This is a genomic window from Flavobacterium rakeshii (assembly GCF_009741375.1).
Taxonomy (GTDB): Bacteria; Bacteroidota; Bacteroidia; order Flavobacteriales; family Flavobacteriaceae; genus Flavobacterium; species Flavobacterium rakeshii.
The window spans coordinates 75,030-92,668 of sequence record NZ_WOWP01000054.1; the positions used below are offsets into that span (position 1 = coordinate 75,030).

At 39.4% G+C, this 17,639-nt stretch carries 19 protein-coding genes; 8 read left to right on the top strand and 11 right to left on the bottom strand.

Annotated elements, in window-relative coordinates; genetic code table 11:
• Window positions 1-24 precede the first annotated feature (24 nt).
• Window positions 25-468, bottom strand: a complete 444-nt coding sequence (locus tag GN157_RS13810; protein WP_035135180.1) for a nucleoside deaminase — start codon at window positions 466-468, stop codon at window positions 25-27.
• A 77-nt stretch (window positions 469-545) separates the two neighbouring features.
• Here GN157_RS13810 and GN157_RS13815 point away from each other — a divergent pair, with 77 nt between their 5' ends.
• Both GN157_RS13815 and GN157_RS13820 read left to right on the top strand, forming a co-directional pair.
• Window positions 546-2,315 carry a 1-deoxy-D-xylulose-5-phosphate synthase gene (locus tag GN157_RS13815; protein ID WP_157484102.1) on the top strand — a complete coding sequence of 590 codons (1,770 nt, stop codon included), beginning with the start codon at window positions 546-548 and terminating at the stop codon, window positions 2,313-2,315.
• 47 nt (window positions 2,316-2,362) lie between these two features.
• Window positions 2,363-3,313, top strand: a complete 951-nt coding sequence (locus GN157_RS13820; protein ID WP_157484103.1) for a DUF3078 domain-containing protein — start codon at window positions 2,363-2,365, stop codon at window positions 3,311-3,313.
• Between the two features lie 6 nt (window positions 3,314-3,319).
• On the opposite strand, the gene GN157_RS13825 is transcribed toward GN157_RS13820, so the two are convergent.
• The 6 genes from GN157_RS13825 to GN157_RS13850 all read right to left on the bottom strand — a co-directional run bounded on the left by GN157_RS13825 (window position 3,320) and on the right by GN157_RS13850 (window position 9,836).
• Entirely contained in the window at window positions 3,320-4,666 is a 1,347-nt protein-coding gene (locus GN157_RS13825; protein ID WP_157484195.1) for a deoxyguanosinetriphosphate triphosphohydrolase, read from the bottom strand.
• Window positions 4,667-4,698: 32 nt separating this feature from the next.
• A complete protein-coding gene (locus GN157_RS13830) occupies window positions 4,699-4,923 on the bottom strand; it encodes a hypothetical protein (protein WP_157484104.1) in 225 nt (74 codons plus the stop codon).
• A 26-nt stretch (window positions 4,924-4,949) separates the two neighbouring features.
• The gene (locus GN157_RS13835) at window positions 4,950-5,450 is read right to left on the bottom strand and encodes an RDD family protein (protein ID WP_157484105.1); all 501 of its coding nucleotides are present in this window, start codon (window positions 5,448-5,450) and stop codon (window positions 4,950-4,952) included.
• A 99-nt stretch (window positions 5,451-5,549) separates the two neighbouring features.
• Entirely contained in the window at window positions 5,550-7,952 is a 2,403-nt protein-coding gene (locus GN157_RS13840) for a ribonucleoside-diphosphate reductase subunit alpha (RefSeq protein ID WP_157484106.1), read from the bottom strand.
• A 72-nt stretch (window positions 7,953-8,024) separates the two neighbouring features.
• A complete protein-coding gene (locus GN157_RS13845; RefSeq protein ID WP_157484107.1) occupies window positions 8,025-9,002 on the bottom strand; it encodes a ribonucleotide-diphosphate reductase subunit beta in 978 nt (325 codons plus the stop codon).
• 246 nt (window positions 9,003-9,248) lie between these two features.
• Window positions 9,249-9,836 carry a DUF3109 family protein gene (locus GN157_RS13850; RefSeq protein ID WP_157484108.1) on the bottom strand — a complete coding sequence of 196 codons (588 nt, stop codon included), beginning with the start codon at window positions 9,834-9,836 and terminating at the stop codon, window positions 9,249-9,251.
• Between the two features lie 116 nt (window positions 9,837-9,952).
• On the opposite strand from GN157_RS13850, the gene GN157_RS13855 reads away from it, so the two are divergent.
• From GN157_RS13855 to GN157_RS13865, 3 genes are all read left to right on the top strand, one after another.
• A complete protein-coding gene (locus GN157_RS13855) occupies window positions 9,953-10,528 on the top strand; it encodes a MarC family protein (RefSeq protein ID WP_157484109.1) in 576 nt (191 codons plus the stop codon).
• Window positions 10,529-10,598: 70 nt separating this feature from the next.
• Window positions 10,599-10,793, top strand: a complete 195-nt coding sequence (locus GN157_RS13860) for a hypothetical protein (protein WP_157484110.1) — start codon at window positions 10,599-10,601, stop codon at window positions 10,791-10,793.
• A 10-nt stretch (window positions 10,794-10,803) separates the two neighbouring features.
• Window positions 10,804-11,415 carry an FAD-dependent oxidoreductase gene (locus GN157_RS13865; RefSeq protein ID WP_157484111.1) on the top strand — a complete coding sequence of 204 codons (612 nt, stop codon included), beginning with the start codon at window positions 10,804-10,806 and terminating at the stop codon, window positions 11,413-11,415.
• A gap of 42 nt (window positions 11,416-11,457) precedes the next feature.
• On the opposite strand, the gene GN157_RS13870 is transcribed toward GN157_RS13865, so the two are convergent.
• From GN157_RS13870 to GN157_RS13880, 3 genes are read right to left on the bottom strand one after another with little or no spacing between them, the layout of a single operon-like run.
• On the bottom strand, window positions 11,458-13,071 hold the full coding sequence (locus GN157_RS13870; RefSeq protein ID WP_157484112.1) for a S41 family peptidase: 1,614 nt from the start codon (window positions 13,069-13,071) through the stop codon (window positions 11,458-11,460).
• A gap of 1 nt (window position 13,072) precedes the next feature.
• Entirely contained in the window at window positions 13,073-13,507 is a 435-nt protein-coding gene (locus GN157_RS13875) for a deoxycytidylate deaminase (RefSeq protein WP_157484113.1), read from the bottom strand.
• A gap of 56 nt (window positions 13,508-13,563) precedes the next feature.
• On the bottom strand, window positions 13,564-14,151 hold the full coding sequence (locus tag GN157_RS13880; RefSeq protein WP_157484114.1) for a HupE/UreJ family protein: 588 nt from the start codon (window positions 14,149-14,151) through the stop codon (window positions 13,564-13,566).
• A gap of 165 nt (window positions 14,152-14,316) precedes the next feature.
• Here GN157_RS13880 and GN157_RS13885 point away from each other — a divergent pair, with 165 nt between their 5' ends.
• Window positions 14,317-14,748: a tellurite resistance TerB family protein gene (locus GN157_RS13885; RefSeq protein ID WP_035135207.1), complete on the top strand. Its 432-nt coding sequence runs from the start codon at window positions 14,317-14,319 to the stop codon at window positions 14,746-14,748.
• A 31-nt stretch (window positions 14,749-14,779) separates the two neighbouring features.
• Here the strand turns inward: GN157_RS13885 and fbp are convergent, their stop codons facing one another.
• Entirely contained in the window at window positions 14,780-15,787 is a 1,008-nt protein-coding gene (gene fbp, locus GN157_RS13890; RefSeq protein ID WP_157484115.1) for a class 1 fructose-bisphosphatase, read from the bottom strand.
• Between the two features lie 112 nt (window positions 15,788-15,899).
• On the opposite strand from fbp, the gene GN157_RS13895 reads away from it, so the two are divergent.
• Entirely contained in the window at window positions 15,900-16,373 is a 474-nt protein-coding gene (locus GN157_RS13895) for a GNAT family N-acetyltransferase (RefSeq protein WP_157484116.1), read from the top strand.
• A complete protein-coding gene (locus GN157_RS13900; protein WP_157484117.1) occupies window positions 16,370-17,626 on the top strand; it encodes an aspartate kinase in 1,257 nt (418 codons plus the stop codon). Before GN157_RS13895 ends, GN157_RS13900 begins: the two co-directional genes overlap by 4 nt.
• Window positions 17,627-17,639: the final 13 nt, after the last annotated feature.

The following is a 17,639-nucleotide window of genomic DNA, read 5'->3' on the forward strand; positions in this document are numbered from 1 at the left end:
AGTGATTTTTCAATAAAAATGAAATTAACGCCTTTTTTTGAAAAACTCTTTCATCAAAACCGAACATTCTTCAGCCATAACTCCGGTTACCACTTGCGTTTTGGGATGTAGTTTTGCCCCCATTACCTTATACCCCCTGTGGGTATCATCGGCACCATACACCACTTTTGATATCTGGCTCCAGTACAACGCCCCAGCACACATCTGGCAGGGTTCGAGCGTTACATACAATGTACATCCTGTAAGATATTTACCGCCTAAAAAATTTGCCGCCGACGTTATGGCCTGCATTTCGGCATGTGCCGTTACATCTGTAAGCAACTCGGTTAGGTTGTGGGTTCTGGCAATAACCCTGTTGTCCACCACTATAACAGCACCTACCGGTATTTCGCCCTTATCAAAAGCTTCATGCGCCTCGTTAAGTGCTTTTTTCATAAAATACTCGTCGGTAAAAATATCTTCTGTCATCAGGGCTGCCTAATTGTTTTGTATTGCCATTCAAAAATAGGAAACTATATTGTAAATTTGTCCTTTCAAAACCTATAATGTCAGGCAATTTACTCTCACATATCCAAACCCCCTTAGATTTAAGAAAACTGACCCCCGAACAGCTCCCTGAGCTGGCACAGGAGTTACGCGATTTTATTATTGATGTGGTTTCGGTTAAGGAAGGTCACCTTGGCGCAAGCCTTGGCGTGGTAGAACTTACCATTGCACTGCATTATATTTTTAATACTCCCGAAGATTTACTGGTATGGGACGTGGGACATCAGGCATACGGACACAAAATACTTACCGGACGCAGGGATAATTTTGATACCAACAGGCAGTTTGGCGGTATTAGCGGATTCCCGAAAAGAAGCGAAAGCAAATATGATACCTTTGGAGTAGGTCACTCCTCCACCTCCATATCGGCGGCACTGGGTATGGCTATTGCTTCACAACTTAAAGGCGATACCGATAAAAATCATATTGCCGTGATTGGGGATGCCTCCATCGCATCGGGCATGGCATTTGAAGGGCTTAACCATGCCGGGGTAACCGATGCCAACCTACTGGTCATACTAAACGACAATGCCATAGGGATAGACCCTAGCGTAGGAGCATTAAAACACTATCTTACACAGGTTAAGGAAGGAAAGAACCCACGCCAGAACAATATGATAAAATCCCTGAATTTTGACTATTCAGGACCTATAGACGGGCACGACCTGCCAGCCCTTACTAAAGAGCTGCAACGCCTTAAAAACAAAAAAGGACCTCGTTTCCTTCACATTATAACCACAAAAGGTAAAGGCCTCAAAAAAGCCGAAGAGGACCAGGTGAAATACCATGCTCCCGGAAAATTTGATAAAGTTACCGGAGAGATCCTAAAAGTTACCGATGAAAACCTGCCGCCTAAATATCAGGATGTATTTGGGCTTACCCTTACCGAACTGGCAGAGAAAAACGAAAAGATAATAGGTATTACACCCGCTATGCCATCGGGTAGTTCCATGAAGTTTATGATGGAAGCCTTCCCAAACAGGGCTATTGATGTAGGTATTGCCGAACAACATGCCGTAACCCTTGCCGCCGGTATGGCTACACAGGGAATGACAGTGTACTGCAATATTTATTCTACCTTCCTGCAAAGGGCATACGATCAGGTAATACACGATGTGGCACTGCAAAACCTACCGGTAATTTTTTGTCTGGACAGGGCAGGATTAGTTGGGGAAGACGGGGCAACTCACCACGGGGTTTTCGACATTGCCTACCTTAACTGCATTCCCAACCTTGATATTTTTGCTCCGCTTAACGAAAAAGAATTACGCAACATACTTTACACAACACAACTGGGTATAGAACGACCTATAGCCATCCGTTACCCGCGTGGGCGTGGTGAAAGCACCAACTGGCAATTGCCTTTTGAAAGCATTCCTTTCGGCAAAGCGAGACTACTGCAACAGGGCAGTGAAGTAGCCATAGTATCTACAGGAGCTATAGGTAATAACATAACCAAAGCACTAAGCGAAGTAGACAATTCAAGGCTATTTTCCCATTATCACTTTGGTTATATTAAACCCATAGATGAGGAAACATTACACGCAATATTTTCTACACATAAAACGGTTATTACCATAGAAGACGGCACAATAATTGGAGGATTTGGAAGCATTGCGTCCGATTTTGCTGCAAAGCATAATTATTGTAATAAAATTATTACATTAGGCATTCCGGATGAATTTATTGAACATGGAAGCATAAACCGTTTACAACATTACTGCGGCATTGACGTTAAAAGCTTAATAGATATTTTTTCAGCTTATTAAAATTTTCGATTTTTGCACCGCACCTTTTAATACCCCAAATAGAAAAAATGAGGATTAAAACAGTTATTACAGTATTATTTATTTTAATTACAAGCTCAAAAATTTATTCGCAGGTTATAATAACCACTACACTGCCCGATTCCATAACTTATTGGGAAAAGAACAATAAGCTGGGACTGGACATTAATCAGGTAGCATTTATCAACTGGAGTGTAGGTGGTAACAATGCTATTTCGGGGGTAGTTAAAGGTGAATTTTCCCGAAATTACACTAAGAAGAACGTAAACTGGGCAAACGAGCTTATACTTCGCTATGGCCTGAACAGCCAGGAAGGACAGGAGGTTCGTAAAACTGACGATAAAATTCAGCTAAACTCTACTTTTGGCTACAGGAAAGACACCATTTCCAACTGGTATTATAGTGCCAAGTTTACTTTCACCACACAGTTTGCTAACGGTTATGCTTATCCTAACACTACTGATGAGATTTCGGGACCATTTTCTCCTGCATATATCTTTCTCGGGGTGGGTTCTGAATATAAAAGGAAAGACCTTGGTTTAACCGTTTATCTTTCTCCGCTTACTAACAAGACTACTTTAGTACTTAACCAAACCCTTGCCAACAAAGGAGCTTTTGGTGTGGACAAAGCTATATATGACGAGTTAGGAAACCTTATAAGATCTGGTAAAAACTCACGCACTGAGGTAGGTATATTATTAACCGGACAGTTTAAAAGACAGGTGTTTAAAAACATCATGATGGACCAGCGACTTACACTTTATACCGATTATATTAATAAGTTTGGTAATGTGGATGTGGACTGGCAGCTCCAACTGGATATGACCGTAAATGAGTATGTAAAGGCCAATATAGGCACACACCTTATTTATGACGATGATATTAAAGCCACCGAAGAGATTGATGGCGTTGTAGTGGCAAAAGGTCCGAAAATACAGCTAAAGCAACTACTGGGTGTAGGCCTTAGCTATACTTTCTAAATACCTTTAGGCTTTTGTATTTCCGGTAATGGTATTGTATAACAACAATGCCTTACCATCTGTTAGTGTAGATACAAAGTGGCATATATGCAACAGCCTGTCATACAGGTTCATTTTATCTGTAATAAACCTTTCAGGAAGCATTTTTAAAACCAACTTATCGTAGTTACTTTCCGTGCCGTCAAACTTATTGTTATAGGCTGTACAGAAGGTATCCAGCAGCGTATTGATAATACGATACCCTATTATTTCTTTTTCTACCACCTCACGGCTCTGGTAAATATTTTTAATACTAAGATCAATGATATCCTTCATTTGTGCTGTGTACTTACCCTGATCGGTTAAAGCATAAGGATATTCACCTTTCAGTATTTTCTCCTCGTTTTCTACAAACACATTAACAGCATCATTAATCAGGCTGCTAATCGCCAAGGCACGCAGGTAACTTATCCTGTCTTCTTTAGTCACGAGTGTATTGTATTTAGCCACATCAATACTACCTTTTACCAGTTTGATAAGATACTCCAGTGCAAACTCTTCAGGTATAAGCCCAAGGTTAATACCATCTTCAAAGTCGATAATGGTGTAACATATATCATCGGCAGCCTCTACAAGATAAGCCAGCGGATGGCGCTCAAAACCTATATCATTCCCTGTTTTATTCGGAATCAGTCCAAGCTCTTTTGCCACATCCTGAAAAAAGTCTTTATCGGTTTGAAAGAAACCGTATTTTTTATCAGCTATATTAGCTGTAGGTTTTTTAGGTAGTGACTCCTTAGGATACTTCATAAACGCACCCAGTGTCGCATAGGAAATACGCAGTCCGCCCTCAATACCCGGCCTTGAAGCCGAAAGCAGGTTAAAACCGTTTGCATTACCTTCAAAATCTATCAGGTCCTGCCATTCCTTATCGGTAAGATCACTTTTATACTGCTGCCCCTTACCGGTTTTAAAATACTCTCCTATTGCTTTTTCACCCGAGTGTCCAAACGGAGGGTTACCTATATCGTGAGCCAGTGCAGCAGCAGCCACAATTGCCCCAAAATCATTCATTTGGTAACCGTGTGTATCCTGGAGGTACGGATGCTTTTCGATAATTTTTTTACCTACAAGCCTTCCCAAAGAACGCCCTACAACCGAAACCTCAAGACTATGGGTAAGCCTGGTGTGCACAAAATCGGTTTTGGAAAGTGGTATAACCTGTGTTTTATCCTGTAGGCTTCTAAAAGTCGATGAGAATATTATACGGTCATAATCTACTTCAAAGCCCAAACGCGTATCATCCTGCTCCCTGCGGAGACGCTTACTGGTATCACCCTGCCTTTTAAGCGACAGTAACTGTTCCCACTGCATCATTGTAGCCATAACTAATGAGGGATTGCCCCTTATTTTTTATTATTAAACAAAAAGAAATCCTTCGACTTTTTAGGATACTTGTCGTAGCTCTTATCGCTTGGATTCTCAATAACCGACCTGATACTTACTTTATCGCCCAGTTTAAATTCGGCAGTTACACGCTTATAATCTAACAGGTACTCTCCACAAAAAAAGTTTCCTTCTTCGTCTTTCTCAATGATTCCGGTATAAATATCCTTTTTGTCTTTTGACATATCTTTTATTATTTATTTTAAAATGATTACTGATTAGAGCCTATCTCCTCAAAAGAGTTTCTAAGTTCCAATGCTGCTTTATAAACTTTAACATCAACAACATAAGTATTCACCAAACTATCATGCCAACCTCTTGGTTTGTCTGAAAGAAAAGAAAAAGGGTCAAAAGGTATCATCCTGCATAAAGACCTTAAAAGAATTACCTTAAATGAAGGCTTAGACCCATCTTCCATAACAACCATAGTTCCTGTAATATATTTACCTAATGTCCTTTGGAAAATACTCTCAAAAACTACATAATAAACAAAAAGAAACAGATAACCATACGCCAACTCTTCTAATTTACTCATTTCAATTACCCTTAAGTATAAAGAGTCGTACCCAAAATTATACAGTAGCCCAGCAAAGACCCCCAAACCTAAAAATACAACATACCGTAAGAGGATGTCTATTATATAATTCCCAAATCTCTTGCCTTTACCGGCAATCATTTCATGAGTAACATCAATAGTATCTATTTTATACATAATTGGTTGGTATTGGTTTTAAAAATCACATTTGTTGTTTAACCAAATAAGGAGCATTACTGCTCCTTACCTGATTTATTATTTATGTTTTGCAGTCAATTACGATCCGCACATTTCACAATCGTCCGGCTCAGCATTACGGGAACGCTCAATCATTGCCTGAAATTCTGTAACCGACATTGCTTCTGATTCTCCCGAAGCATTAGCTGTAGCCGCAACAGGTTCTGCTTTTTTCTCGTTATTAAGTGTAAACTTAATAGCATCAACAGCACTCTTAGTTCTTAAGTAGTACATACCTGTTTTAAGTCCGCTCTTCCATGCATAGAAGTGCATTGACGTTAGCTTTGAAAACGTTGCATTTTCCATAAACAGGTTAAGCGACTGCGATTGGTCAATAAAGTAACCTCTTTGGCGAGACATATCAATGATGTCTTTCATACTCATTTCCCAAACCGTTTTGTAAAGGTCTTTTATATCCTGAGGAATAATGTCAATATGCTGAATAGAACCGTTAGCTCTCATAAGCTCCTGCTTAAGTTCTTCGTTCCATATACCCAGTTTTACAAGGTCTTCAAGAAGGTGTTTGTTTACTACGATAAACTCACCCGAAAGTACCCTTCTGGTATAGATGTTAGAAGTATAAGGTTCAAACGCTTCGTTGTTTCCTAATATCTGAGAAGTTGAAGCTGTAGGCATTGGTGCCATTAACAGTGAGTTTCTCACACCGTGCTCCATAACTTCTTTTCTTAAAGAAGCCCAGTCCCAACGACCGCTTAGTTCTTCATCTTTTAAGCCCCAAAGGTTGTACTGGAACTCACCCTGAGAAATTGGAGAACCTTCAAAAGTTGAGTATGGTCCTTCTTCTTTTGCCATTTCCATAGAAGCAGTTACTGCCGCAAAGTAAATAGTTTCAAAAATCTCCTGGTTTGCTTTTTTAGCCTCATCACTTGTAAACGGCATACGCATCATGATGAAAGCATCTGCAAGACCCTGTACACCCAGCCCTACCGGACGGTGGCGCATATTAGAGTTTTCTGCCTCAGGTACCGGGTAGTAATTCCTGTCAATTACCTTGTTAAGGTTACGTGTTACACGTTTGGTTACGTCATACAGGTAATCGTGGTTAAACTTACCGTCTTCCACAAACATTGGTAATGAGATAGAAGCAAGGTTACAAACCGCAACCTCATCGGCAGCAGTATACTCCATAATCTCTGTACAAAGGTTTGAAGAACGGATAGTACCCAGGTTTTTCTGGTTTGACTTTCTGTTAGCCGCATCTTTGTAAAGCATGTATGGTGTACCTGTCTCAATTTGAGATTCAAGTATTTTTTCCCAAAGCTCACGTGCTTTGATTGTTTTTCTTCCTTTACCGGCAGCTTCGTATGATTCGTACATTTTCTCAAACTCTTCACCATACACATCATAAAGTCCCGGGCATTCGTTAGGACACATTAATGTCCATTTAGCATCTTCCTCAACACGTTTCATGAAAAGGTCAGATGTCCACATGGCATAGAATAAATCCCTAGCACGCATTTCTTCCTTACCGTGATTCTTTTTAAGATCAAGGAAGTCAAAAATATCAGCATGCCATGTTTCAATATATACAGCAAAGCTACCTTTACGCTTACCGCCACCCTGGTCTACATAACGGGCAGTGTCGTTAAACACACGAAGCATAGGCACAATACCGTTTGAAGTACCGTTTGTACCACGAATGTATGAACCTGTAGCTCTTACATTGTGAATAGAAAGACCAATACCTCCTGCAGACTGCGATATCTTAGCAGTTTGCTTTAATGTATCATAAATACCGTCAATACTATCATCACGCATGGTTAACAGGAAGCATGAAGACATTTGCGGTTTTGGTGTACCAGAGTTAAATAATGTAGGAGTTGCATGCGTAAAGAACTTTTTAGACATAAGTTCATACGTCTCAATAGCTGCCTCGATATCATCTATATGGATACCAATAGACACCCTCATAAGCATGTGTTGCGGTCTCTCTACAATCTTACCGTTTATTTTAAGCAGGTAAGAACGCTCTAGGGTTTTAAACCCGAAATAATCGTAGTTAAAATCCCTGTTGTAAATAATGGTTGAATCTAAAACCTCAGCATTTGCCATGATTACCTCATAAACCTCGTCTGACAGAAGTGGGGAAGCCTGACCGGTTCTTGGGTTAACATAGTTATACATATCGTGCATCGTTTCCGAGAACGATTTTTTGGTATTTTTATGCAGGTTAGACACCGCAATACGCGCTGCCAGCTGAGCATAATCAGGATGCGTGGTGGTCATCGAAGCAGCAGTTTCAGCCGCCAGGTTATCCAGTTCAGATGTGTTTACACCATCATATAAACCTTCGATAACACGCATAGCTACCTTTACCGGATCGACTAATTCATTAAGCTCGTAGCATAATATCCTTATTCTGTCCGTGATCTTGTCAAACATTACCGGCTCTCTGCGGCCATCTCTTTTTACTACATTCATAAGGCAACAATTTAGGGGTTAATACATTGGGCGTACACGACGCCCGTTTCAGTTAGTTGGGGTATATTTTTATTAAAAGTCAGCGTCAAAACTAATTTTCTGAGAATCGGTATCCTTATTAATTACACCGGCTTTCTGATATTCAGAAACCCTTTTCTCAAAGAAGTTTGTTTTACCCTGAAGTGAAATCATATCCATAAAATCAAACGGGTTACCAGAGTTGAATTGTTTTTCACAACCAAGCTCTACTAAAAGCCTGTCGGTAACAAACTCAAGGTACTGCGTCATTAAGGTAGCGTTCATACCGATAAGACTTACAGGAAGTGATTCGGTAATAAACTCTCTCTCTATGGTTAATGCATCCATAATGATTTCTTTAATTCTTTCTTTAGAAACCTTGTTTACAAGGTGGTTGTTGTGCAGGTGAACCGCAAAGTCACAGTGCACACCTTCGTCTCTCGAGATAAGCTCATTAGAGAAGGTTAGTCCCGGCATTAAACCGCGTTTTTTAAGCCAAAATATAGAACAGAATGCACCCGAGAAGAAAATACCCTCTACAGCTGCAAACGCGATAAGTCTTTCTGCAAACGAATCAGACTCTATCCATTTAAGTGCCCACTCTGCTTTTTTCTTAATCGCAGGGAATACTTCAATGGCATGGAAAAGCTGATTTTTCTCTGCATCATCCTTTACATAAGTATCAATAAGAAGAGAATAGGTTTCACTATGGATGTTTTCCATCATGATTTGGAAACCGTAAAAAAACTTCGCTTCAGCATACTGAACCTCGTTTACAAAGTTTTCAGCAAGATTTTCGTTAACAATACCATCAGAAGCCGCAAAGAATGCTAATATGTGCTTTATAAAGTATTTTTCATCATCATTAAGCTTAGTATTCCAATCGGTAAGATCCTGATGTAAATCGATCTCTTCTGCCGTCCAGAAACTAGCCTCCATTTTCTTGTACCAATCCCAAATATCGTGGTGTTTTATCGGGAAAATTACAAATCGATTCTTGTTTTCTTGTAAAATTGGTTCTACTGCAGACATATCTTTTTGACTTTTATGGTATTATAAAAATGATTTTTTTGGTAAAGCGGTAATACAAAGATTGGCATTTGTATCAATAAATGAAAGGCAAACTTATTCACAATCGGGCAGAGTTTTTAACAACCCCAATTTTAACAGGCAATAAAAATCACATTCGCAACGTATTGATTGCGAACATATTGCATAAAAATAAATTTACGAATTATTTTGCGGTTTTCCCGCAATTGACGCGGTTTTTAAAGCATTTTAACGCCTTCTTGGAGAAGGGTCGTCCTTTAAATCCTCTGCCACCTTTTCAAGTTCGGCATACCAATCGGCACCAAACCTTCTTACCAGTGCTTCCTTTACAAATTTGTAAACCGGAACTTCAAGTTCCTTACCTAAAGCACAGGCAGGGTTACATATATCCCAGCGGTCGTAGTTAACCGCCGCAAACTCTGTAAAATCTTTTACACGAACAGGGTATAAATGACATGAAACCGGTTTTTTCCAGCTTACAATCCCTTCGTTATATGCCTGCTCAATACCGCAAAGTGCAGTATCGCCGTCAAAAATAACGTAGGCACAATCTTTATTATCTATAAGTGGGGTTTCCAGGTCACCATCGGTACCGGTTACCCATACTCCCTTAGCCTCTATAGCTTCAATACCTTCTTTTCTTAAAAAAGGCTTAACCTTCGGATAAATTTCCTCCAGTATCTTTGTTTCCTCTTCACTTAATGGAGCACCTGCATCTCCGTCTACACAACAAGCTCCCTTGCATGCCGTTAAGTTGCACACAAATTCTTTCTCTAAAATGTCCTCAGACACTATTGTTTTACCCAGTTGAAACATGCCGCAAAGATAATCAAAGTTTAGCTGTGTTACTCACCCAAAACGGCACTTAGAAAATTTTAACTATATATCGGTTTATTATTAATACTTTTGTTAATTCTTAAAAACAAACGAAAATGGGATTTGACTGGAAAGAAATCTTCACCATAAGCATGGTGCTTTTTGCGGTTATAGACATTATAGGCAGTGTACCTATTATAGTAGACCTTCGTAATAAAGTAGGACACATACAGTCGGAAAAAGCAGCCCTGGTTGCTGCCATAATCATGATTGCCTTTCTATTTGTGGGAGAAGAAATACTTAAACTTATAGGTATAGATGCCAGCTCGTTTGCCGTAGCCGGTTCGTTTGTACTGTTTTTCCTGGCGCTGGAAATGATATTGGGCATACGCCTGTATAAGGAAGATAATCCCAACACAGCATCCATAGTACCCATTGCTTTCCCGCTTATTGCAGGAGCAGGTACCATGACCACCATATTATCCTTGCGTGCCGAATATGAAAAAATAAACATCATAATAGCCATAGTTATCAATATACTGGTAGTATATATAGTACTAAAAGCCTCTGCAAAAATAGAAAGGCTTTTGGGAGAAAACGGCCTTGGTGTTATCCGTAAGATTTTTGGAGTGATACTTTTAGCGATAGCTGTTAAATTATTTGCTGCTAATGTTAAAGGATTATTCGCTTAGTTATATATTTATTACATTCACAACCTAAGTTTTAATTAAATCAGGTTGTAACTATTTAAGATTTAATAGAATGAAAATTTTAATTTACACACTACTGGCAATTGCAGTTGCCATAATTATATTTAACATCACCTTACTTGATTTCAGTAATCTTTTAGAAGGCAACAGTCTTATAGCCCTTATAGGGATTGTAGCATCACTTTGTGCCGTTTGCATCCTTCTTATATTTAAGATGGCTAAAAGTATTGAAGAAAAAACAAGATAAGGGAAAAAGCATGTTTGACGTTTTAATTATTGGCGGAGGGGTATCCGGAGTATCCTGCGCACTTATATTGGGCTCTGCCCTAAACAAGCCTTATGCACAGGGCAAAAAAATAGGAATATTTACCCACCAGAAAGCATCGGCATTACAGGATGCATTATTCAACAATGCTTACGGAATACCACAGGGAAAACTGGGTAAGGAGATTATGGAAGAAAGCCTTGAGCACCTGCATAGCGCCTACCCTGATGTGGAGCAGATTGAAAAAGAAAAGGTTATTAAAGTAGAGGGTGAAGCCGGAAACTTTACAGTTACTACAAACAAAAATACCTACAACACAAAAATTATAGTGGTTGCCATAGGATCGGCTAATACTTTTGCCATCGAAGGTCTTACGGAATATGTTATACCACATAAAAAAGCGATGCCTGAGAAAAACAGGATACAGCTTAAAAATGATGACCACTTGGTAGCCGAAGGTATTTATGCAGCAGGAACACTTGCCGGATGGAGAAGTCAGCTTTCTATCGCTGCCGGAAGTGGCGCATCTGTAGGTACAGACATCCTTACATTATGGAATAACGGAATCCCGTCGCAACATCACGACAGCACACGGGTAAAATAATAACAGGTAATTTCAACAGATTAAAAGCCGTAGGGCCGGGAATTATTTTTTCTCATCAGCCAGTACGGCTTTTATCATATTATCTTCTCCCAGTACCATTTTATAATAAGCACTATCACCTATTAACTGCTTTACAAACTCGGCAGCGATATAAAACTTAACCCTTTGCTTGTGCTTAGCCAAATCAAATATAAGTCCGTTAGCAGAAATATATTTTGCAAAGTGAGCATAATACTTATCAGTATTCAAAACCTTATCGGCAACTTCTTTCTCATTAAGAAAGCTAAACTCTTTTCTTTGCTTGTCCAGCTCTTCAAAAACAAAATAGCTTACAAACCCCGACTGCATTATCATACTTACTCCTTCATCTCCGTGTTTACCTTCCATAGGCACAAACAAATCAGGAATTATACCTCCGCCACCATAAACAGTACGTCCTTTAAGAGTTTTATACTTTAGAGTATCGGCAATTTTAATACTGTCGGCAGCATAAAGCTCTCCGCTTTCATAGCGTTTAGAAAAATCATTAAAATATTCATCGCCACCATGCGCATAACTACGTTGTATAGATCTGCCCGATGGCGTATAGTAACGGGCAACTGTTAATCGCACTGCCGAACCGTCTCCTAAAGGCATTTCGCGCTGCACTAGCCCTTTACCAAACGAACGGCGACCTACAATAGTCCCCCTGTCATTATCCTGAATAGCTCCGGCTAATATTTCACTTGCCGATGCACTGTTTTCATTTATCAGTAAATACAGTTTACCATTTTCAAAGTCACCCTTATCGGTAGAATAGGTAATATCTTCCCTATCTTTTTTATTCTTTGTTTTTACTATTACCAAATCATCCTGTAAAAGATCATCGGCAATATCAACCGCCATTTCAAGATAGCCGCCACCATTATCTCTTAAGTCAATCATAAGCGATTCTGCTCCCTGACTTTTTAAATCAAGTAATGCCTTATGAAATTCCTGATAAGTAGTTTCGGCAAAACGGTTAATTTTTATGTAGCCTGTTTTATTATCTAGCAACACTGCAGCATCTACGCTTTTTATAGGTATTATATCCCTAACCACATTTACTTTAAACTGCTTACCTTCGGTTTTACGATAAACGGTAAGTTCTATAGATGATCCTTCCTCCCCTTTAAGCTTAGAGAAAAGGCTGTCGTTAGGTAATTTTCTGCCATAAAGCTGATCGTTACCTGCAAAAAGTATACGGTCTCCGGCTTTTATACCTGCCTTATCAGACGGTCCCTGAGGCACCGGCTTAATAATAGCAACAGAATCTTTATACATATAAAAGTTAACCCCTATACCCACAAAGTCACCCTTCATGCTTTGGGCTACCTGCTGCATATCTTCTTTAGCAATATACACCGAATGCGGATCCAGTTTTTCCAGTATGTTGTTTACGGTAAGATCTACAATAGAGTCGGTATTTACATTATCCACATAGTCGCTCTCAATAAAATCCATAAGCCTGTTAAGCTTGTTTTTATGGGAGCTTTTGGAAATAAATGTTCGGTTTCCGGAGAACACATTAAAAAAGTTACCCATAATCACTCCTGCCGCCAGGGCTATTGCGATTATGATAGGCAGGTAAATTTTATTTACCTGATTGTTTTTCGGCCTGATATCTCCGTTTTCCATATTATTCTGTATCTAAATCCTCTACATGTACCACTTCTACCCCTGCCCTCATTAAAAAGTCGATACCCGAATTATCTTTATAACTGCTTTGGTACACCACTCTTTTAATACCCGACTGATGTATTAGCTTACTACAGTCCTTACAGGGAGACATGGTTATGTAAAGTGTAGCCCCCTCACACGATTGTGTTGAACGTGCTACTTTTAATATTGCATTTGCTTCGGCATGCAGTACATACCATTTTGTTAGGCCTTCGTCATCTTCACAACAATTCTCAAAGCCCGATGGGGTACCGTTATATCCGTCAGATATTATCATTCTGTCTTTTACAATAATTGCACCAACTTTTTTCCTGACGCAATAAGACAGCTGTCCCCATTCTCTGGCTATTCTTAAATAAGCCTTATCGTATTTATTGAGTTTTTTATCCTTCATTATCCAAGCCTACATTCAAATTTAAGCTTTTTCACTTAATTTATTATGCTAATTATTTACCAGATACGGTTATGAATTATCATAGGTACCACTACCCCCGCCACAAACGAACAGGTAACCAGTATCCAGTCCCTAAGAGTAAAGCGTAAAAAGGTTTGTACCGCCCACGACAACACCAGTACAACAAGTACTATTATTACCTGAGCTACCTCTATACCCAGTGCAAATTCCATTAACGGAACCAGTTTGTCACCACTATTATTTGCTACAAGCATTTTAAAGTAACTTGAAAAACCAAGACCGTGTATTATACCGAAAAACAGGGTGGTAAAGACCAGGAAGTTCACACTGTCCTTTTTACCCGATTTATTGGCCCGGAAAATATTATACACTGCCGTTATAAAAATGGTGACCGGAATAAGAAATTCCACCAAACTTGATTTTACCGATATAATATCATAAACAGCAAGTATAAGCGACATACTGTGCCCTATGGTAAACAGCGTTACCAGCAACAATACGTTTTTCCAGTCCTTAAAAACATAAGGCACGGTTAGGGCCACAATAAAAAGTACGTGGTCATAAGCGTTGATATCCAGCACATGGTAAAGCCCCTGCTGAAAGTATAATTGAAATTCCGACATAATATAGATTCAGTATTTGCAAGCTGTAAACTTACATCAATTTTTACAAAATACCTTACTGGAAAAACGCGATTAAGACATAATATTGTCAAAAACTTTTAAAAAATCACTCCCGACATAAAATATAGAATTATATTTGCCGAAAATTTATAACATATAGAAATTATGTCTATTTCAGATTTATTTGATAGCGGCTTTAAGAACAGAAACAAAGGACACTTTTCGGCTATTGTAAGAGTAGCAATGGAAAACGGTCACGTGAGTTCTGAAGAAAAAGCGTTTCTTGACAAACTTGCCAAACAACTTGAAATTTCAGAAGAGGAATATCTTGAGATAATGGCAAACCCGTTAAAATATCCTATTAACCCTCCATACCTACACGTACACAGGCTGGAGCGTTTATACGACCTGTCAAGAATGGTATATGCTGATCACATACTGGGACCAAAACAAAAAGAAATACTTACCCGTTTTGCCCTTGCCCTAGGCTTTACACCAGGAAACGTAAAATACATTGTAGACAAAGCACTTTCGCTTTTAGTATTAAACGTAGACCTTGACACTTTCCTTTACGAAATGCAACACATGAATAAATAAAAAAAAGCCCCGATATCGGGGCTTTTTTTTATTACTGATATTTCTTCATAAACTCATTTGCCTTATCAACCATGTTCTCGCTTCCGCAGAAGAACGGAACACGTTGGTGCAGTTCGGTTGGCTGGATTTCCATAATCCTGTTAAAACCGTCTGAAGCTTTACCTCCCGCCTGCTCTGCAATAAACGCCATAGGGTTACACTCATAAAGTAACCTTAACTTACCTTTTGGCGACTTAGAGCTGGTAGGGTAAATATAAATACCACCCTTAATCATATTACGGTGAATGTCTGACACCAGGCTACCTATATACCTTGAAGTATAAGGCCTGTCACCTTCCTCAGTCTGGCAGTACTTAATATAATCCTTAACCCCCTGCGGGAAGTGTACATAGTTCCCTTCGTTAATAGAGTAGATATGTCCGTCTTTAGGGAACTGCATATTAGGGTGCGACAGGTAAAAAGTACCAATAGCAGGGTTAAGCGTAAAACCGTTTACTCCGTGACCGGTAGTATATACCAGCATGGTAGAAGTACCGTATATAACATACCCGGCAGCAACCTGGTTTACCCCCGGCTGAAGAAAATCTTCCTTGGTTACCGGTGTACCTACAGGTGTTACCCTCCTGAAAACAGAGAAGATTGTACCTACAGATACGTTCACATCAATGTTAGACGAACCGTCTAACGGATCCATAAGCACTACATATTTGTTATTATGCAGCCCATCTTTACCCTTAATTGTGATAAAGTCATCATTCTCTTCAGATGCGATACCACAAACAATTTCGCGGTTTATTAGTGTTTGCATAAACGTTTCGTTTGCATACACATCCAGTTTTTGCTGGTCTTCTCCCTGTACATTCTGTTCACCAAAAGCGCCTACTATATCTACAAGCCCAGCCTTATTTACCTTATAATTAACCACTTTAGCAGCTAATCGAATAGAGTTAATAAGCCTTGACAGCTCGCCCGAAGAGTACATAAACTCTTCCTGCTTTTCAATAATAAACTCTCCCAGTGTCTTGTTGCGTTCTTCCATTACTATAACGTTGTAGTTGTGTTGAGGGCACAAATATCGATATTTTTGTGAAATGATAATAATTTATTCTGAGATAGCTAAATAGAATGTATTTTTGCCCCAAATTTTGCTTATGGTTATTCGAAAAGGAAAGAAAGAAGACATGCCGGCCGCGCTGGAACTTATTAAAGAACTTGCTGTTTTTGAAAATGAACCCGATGCGGTTGTGGTAACTGTTGATGAACTGGAACAGGACGGATTTGGCCCTAATCCTTTATTTAAAACCTTTGTTGCCGAAAAAGACAACGAGATTATAGGGATGGCCCTGTTTTATTACCGCTATTCTACCTGGAAAGGAAAAACCATACACCTGGAAGATCTTATAGTTAAGGAAGCCTACAGAGGCACAGGCGCCGGAAGCGCTCTTTATAAAGAGGTTATAAAGTTTGGCAAACAGGAAGGCGTGCGCCGCATTGAATGGGCTGTACTAAACTGGAACCAGCATGCGATTGATTTCTACGAACGATCGGGGGCTACGGTTTTTCAGGACTGGTTAACAGTGCAAATGGACGAAGAAGGAATTACAAAGTTTACACTTAATTTATGAGAGTATTTAAATTTGGAGGAGCATCGGTAAAGGATGCCGACGGTATTAAAAACGTGTATGATGTTTTGCAGAAAGTAGGGCACGAGGATGTGCTTGTTGTTATTTCTGCTATGGGTAAAACAACTAATGCCATGGAGGTTGTTACCAAGAACTATTTTGATAAATCTCCTGAGCTTAAATCATCCATACAGGACGTTAAAAAATACCATAACCAGATACTACTTGACCTGTTTGACGAAGAAAACCATGCGGTTTTTGCTGCCATCAACAGCCTTTTTGGTGATCTTGAGTATTTCCTTGAGCATAACAAATCGCCTAACTATAACTTTGTTTACGATCAGATAGTGAGTATGGGAGAGCTTATCTCCACTACACTGGTAAGCCACTACTTTAACTACCGCGGACTTAAAAACCAGTGGGTAGACGTAAGGGAGTTTATCAAAACAGACAATACTTACCGTGATGCTGTTGTAGACTGGGAACAGACACAGCAAAACATTAAAAAAGGTATTAAAAAGAAAACCCTTAATATTACACAGGGTTTCTTGGGATCTGACGAGAACAGTTTTACTACTACCCTTGGAAGAGAAGGGTCTGACTATAGTGCTGCCATTTTTGCTTACTGCCTTAATGCCGAAAGCGTAACCATATGGAAAGATGTACCGGGTGTACTTAATGCCGACCCAAGGTATTTTGACAATACGGTGCTGCTTAACCAAATCTCTTACCGTGAAGCTATTGAGCTTGCGTTTTACGGAGCATCGGTTATTCACCCTAAAACATTACAGCCGCTTCAAAGAAAAGAAATCCCGTTATACGTAAAATCGTTTATTAACCCGTTATTACCGGGAACAAGCGTTAGTAAGGGATCTGATCTTGAGCCGCAAACTTCATGCTTTATCGTAAAAAAAGGACAGCTGCTTATATCACTTTCATCACTTGATTTCTCTTTCATTATGGAAGAAAACATCAGTGAGATATTCAGCCTGCTGCACAAATACAAAATGAAAGTACACCTTATCCAGAACTCTGCTATCAGCTTCTCGGTATGTGTAGATGATAAGTTCAACAACTTTAACGAACTTAAAACGATACTTTCCAAAAAATTCAAGGTGACTTATAATGAGGATGTTTCCCTTTATACCATCCGTCACTTTGACGACAAGTCGGCCGATGCCGTTACCGAAAACAAAGAAGTTTTGGTGCGCCAGTTAAGCCGTGAAACTTTACAATTAGTAACTGTAGATTTATAAAAACAAAAGCCCC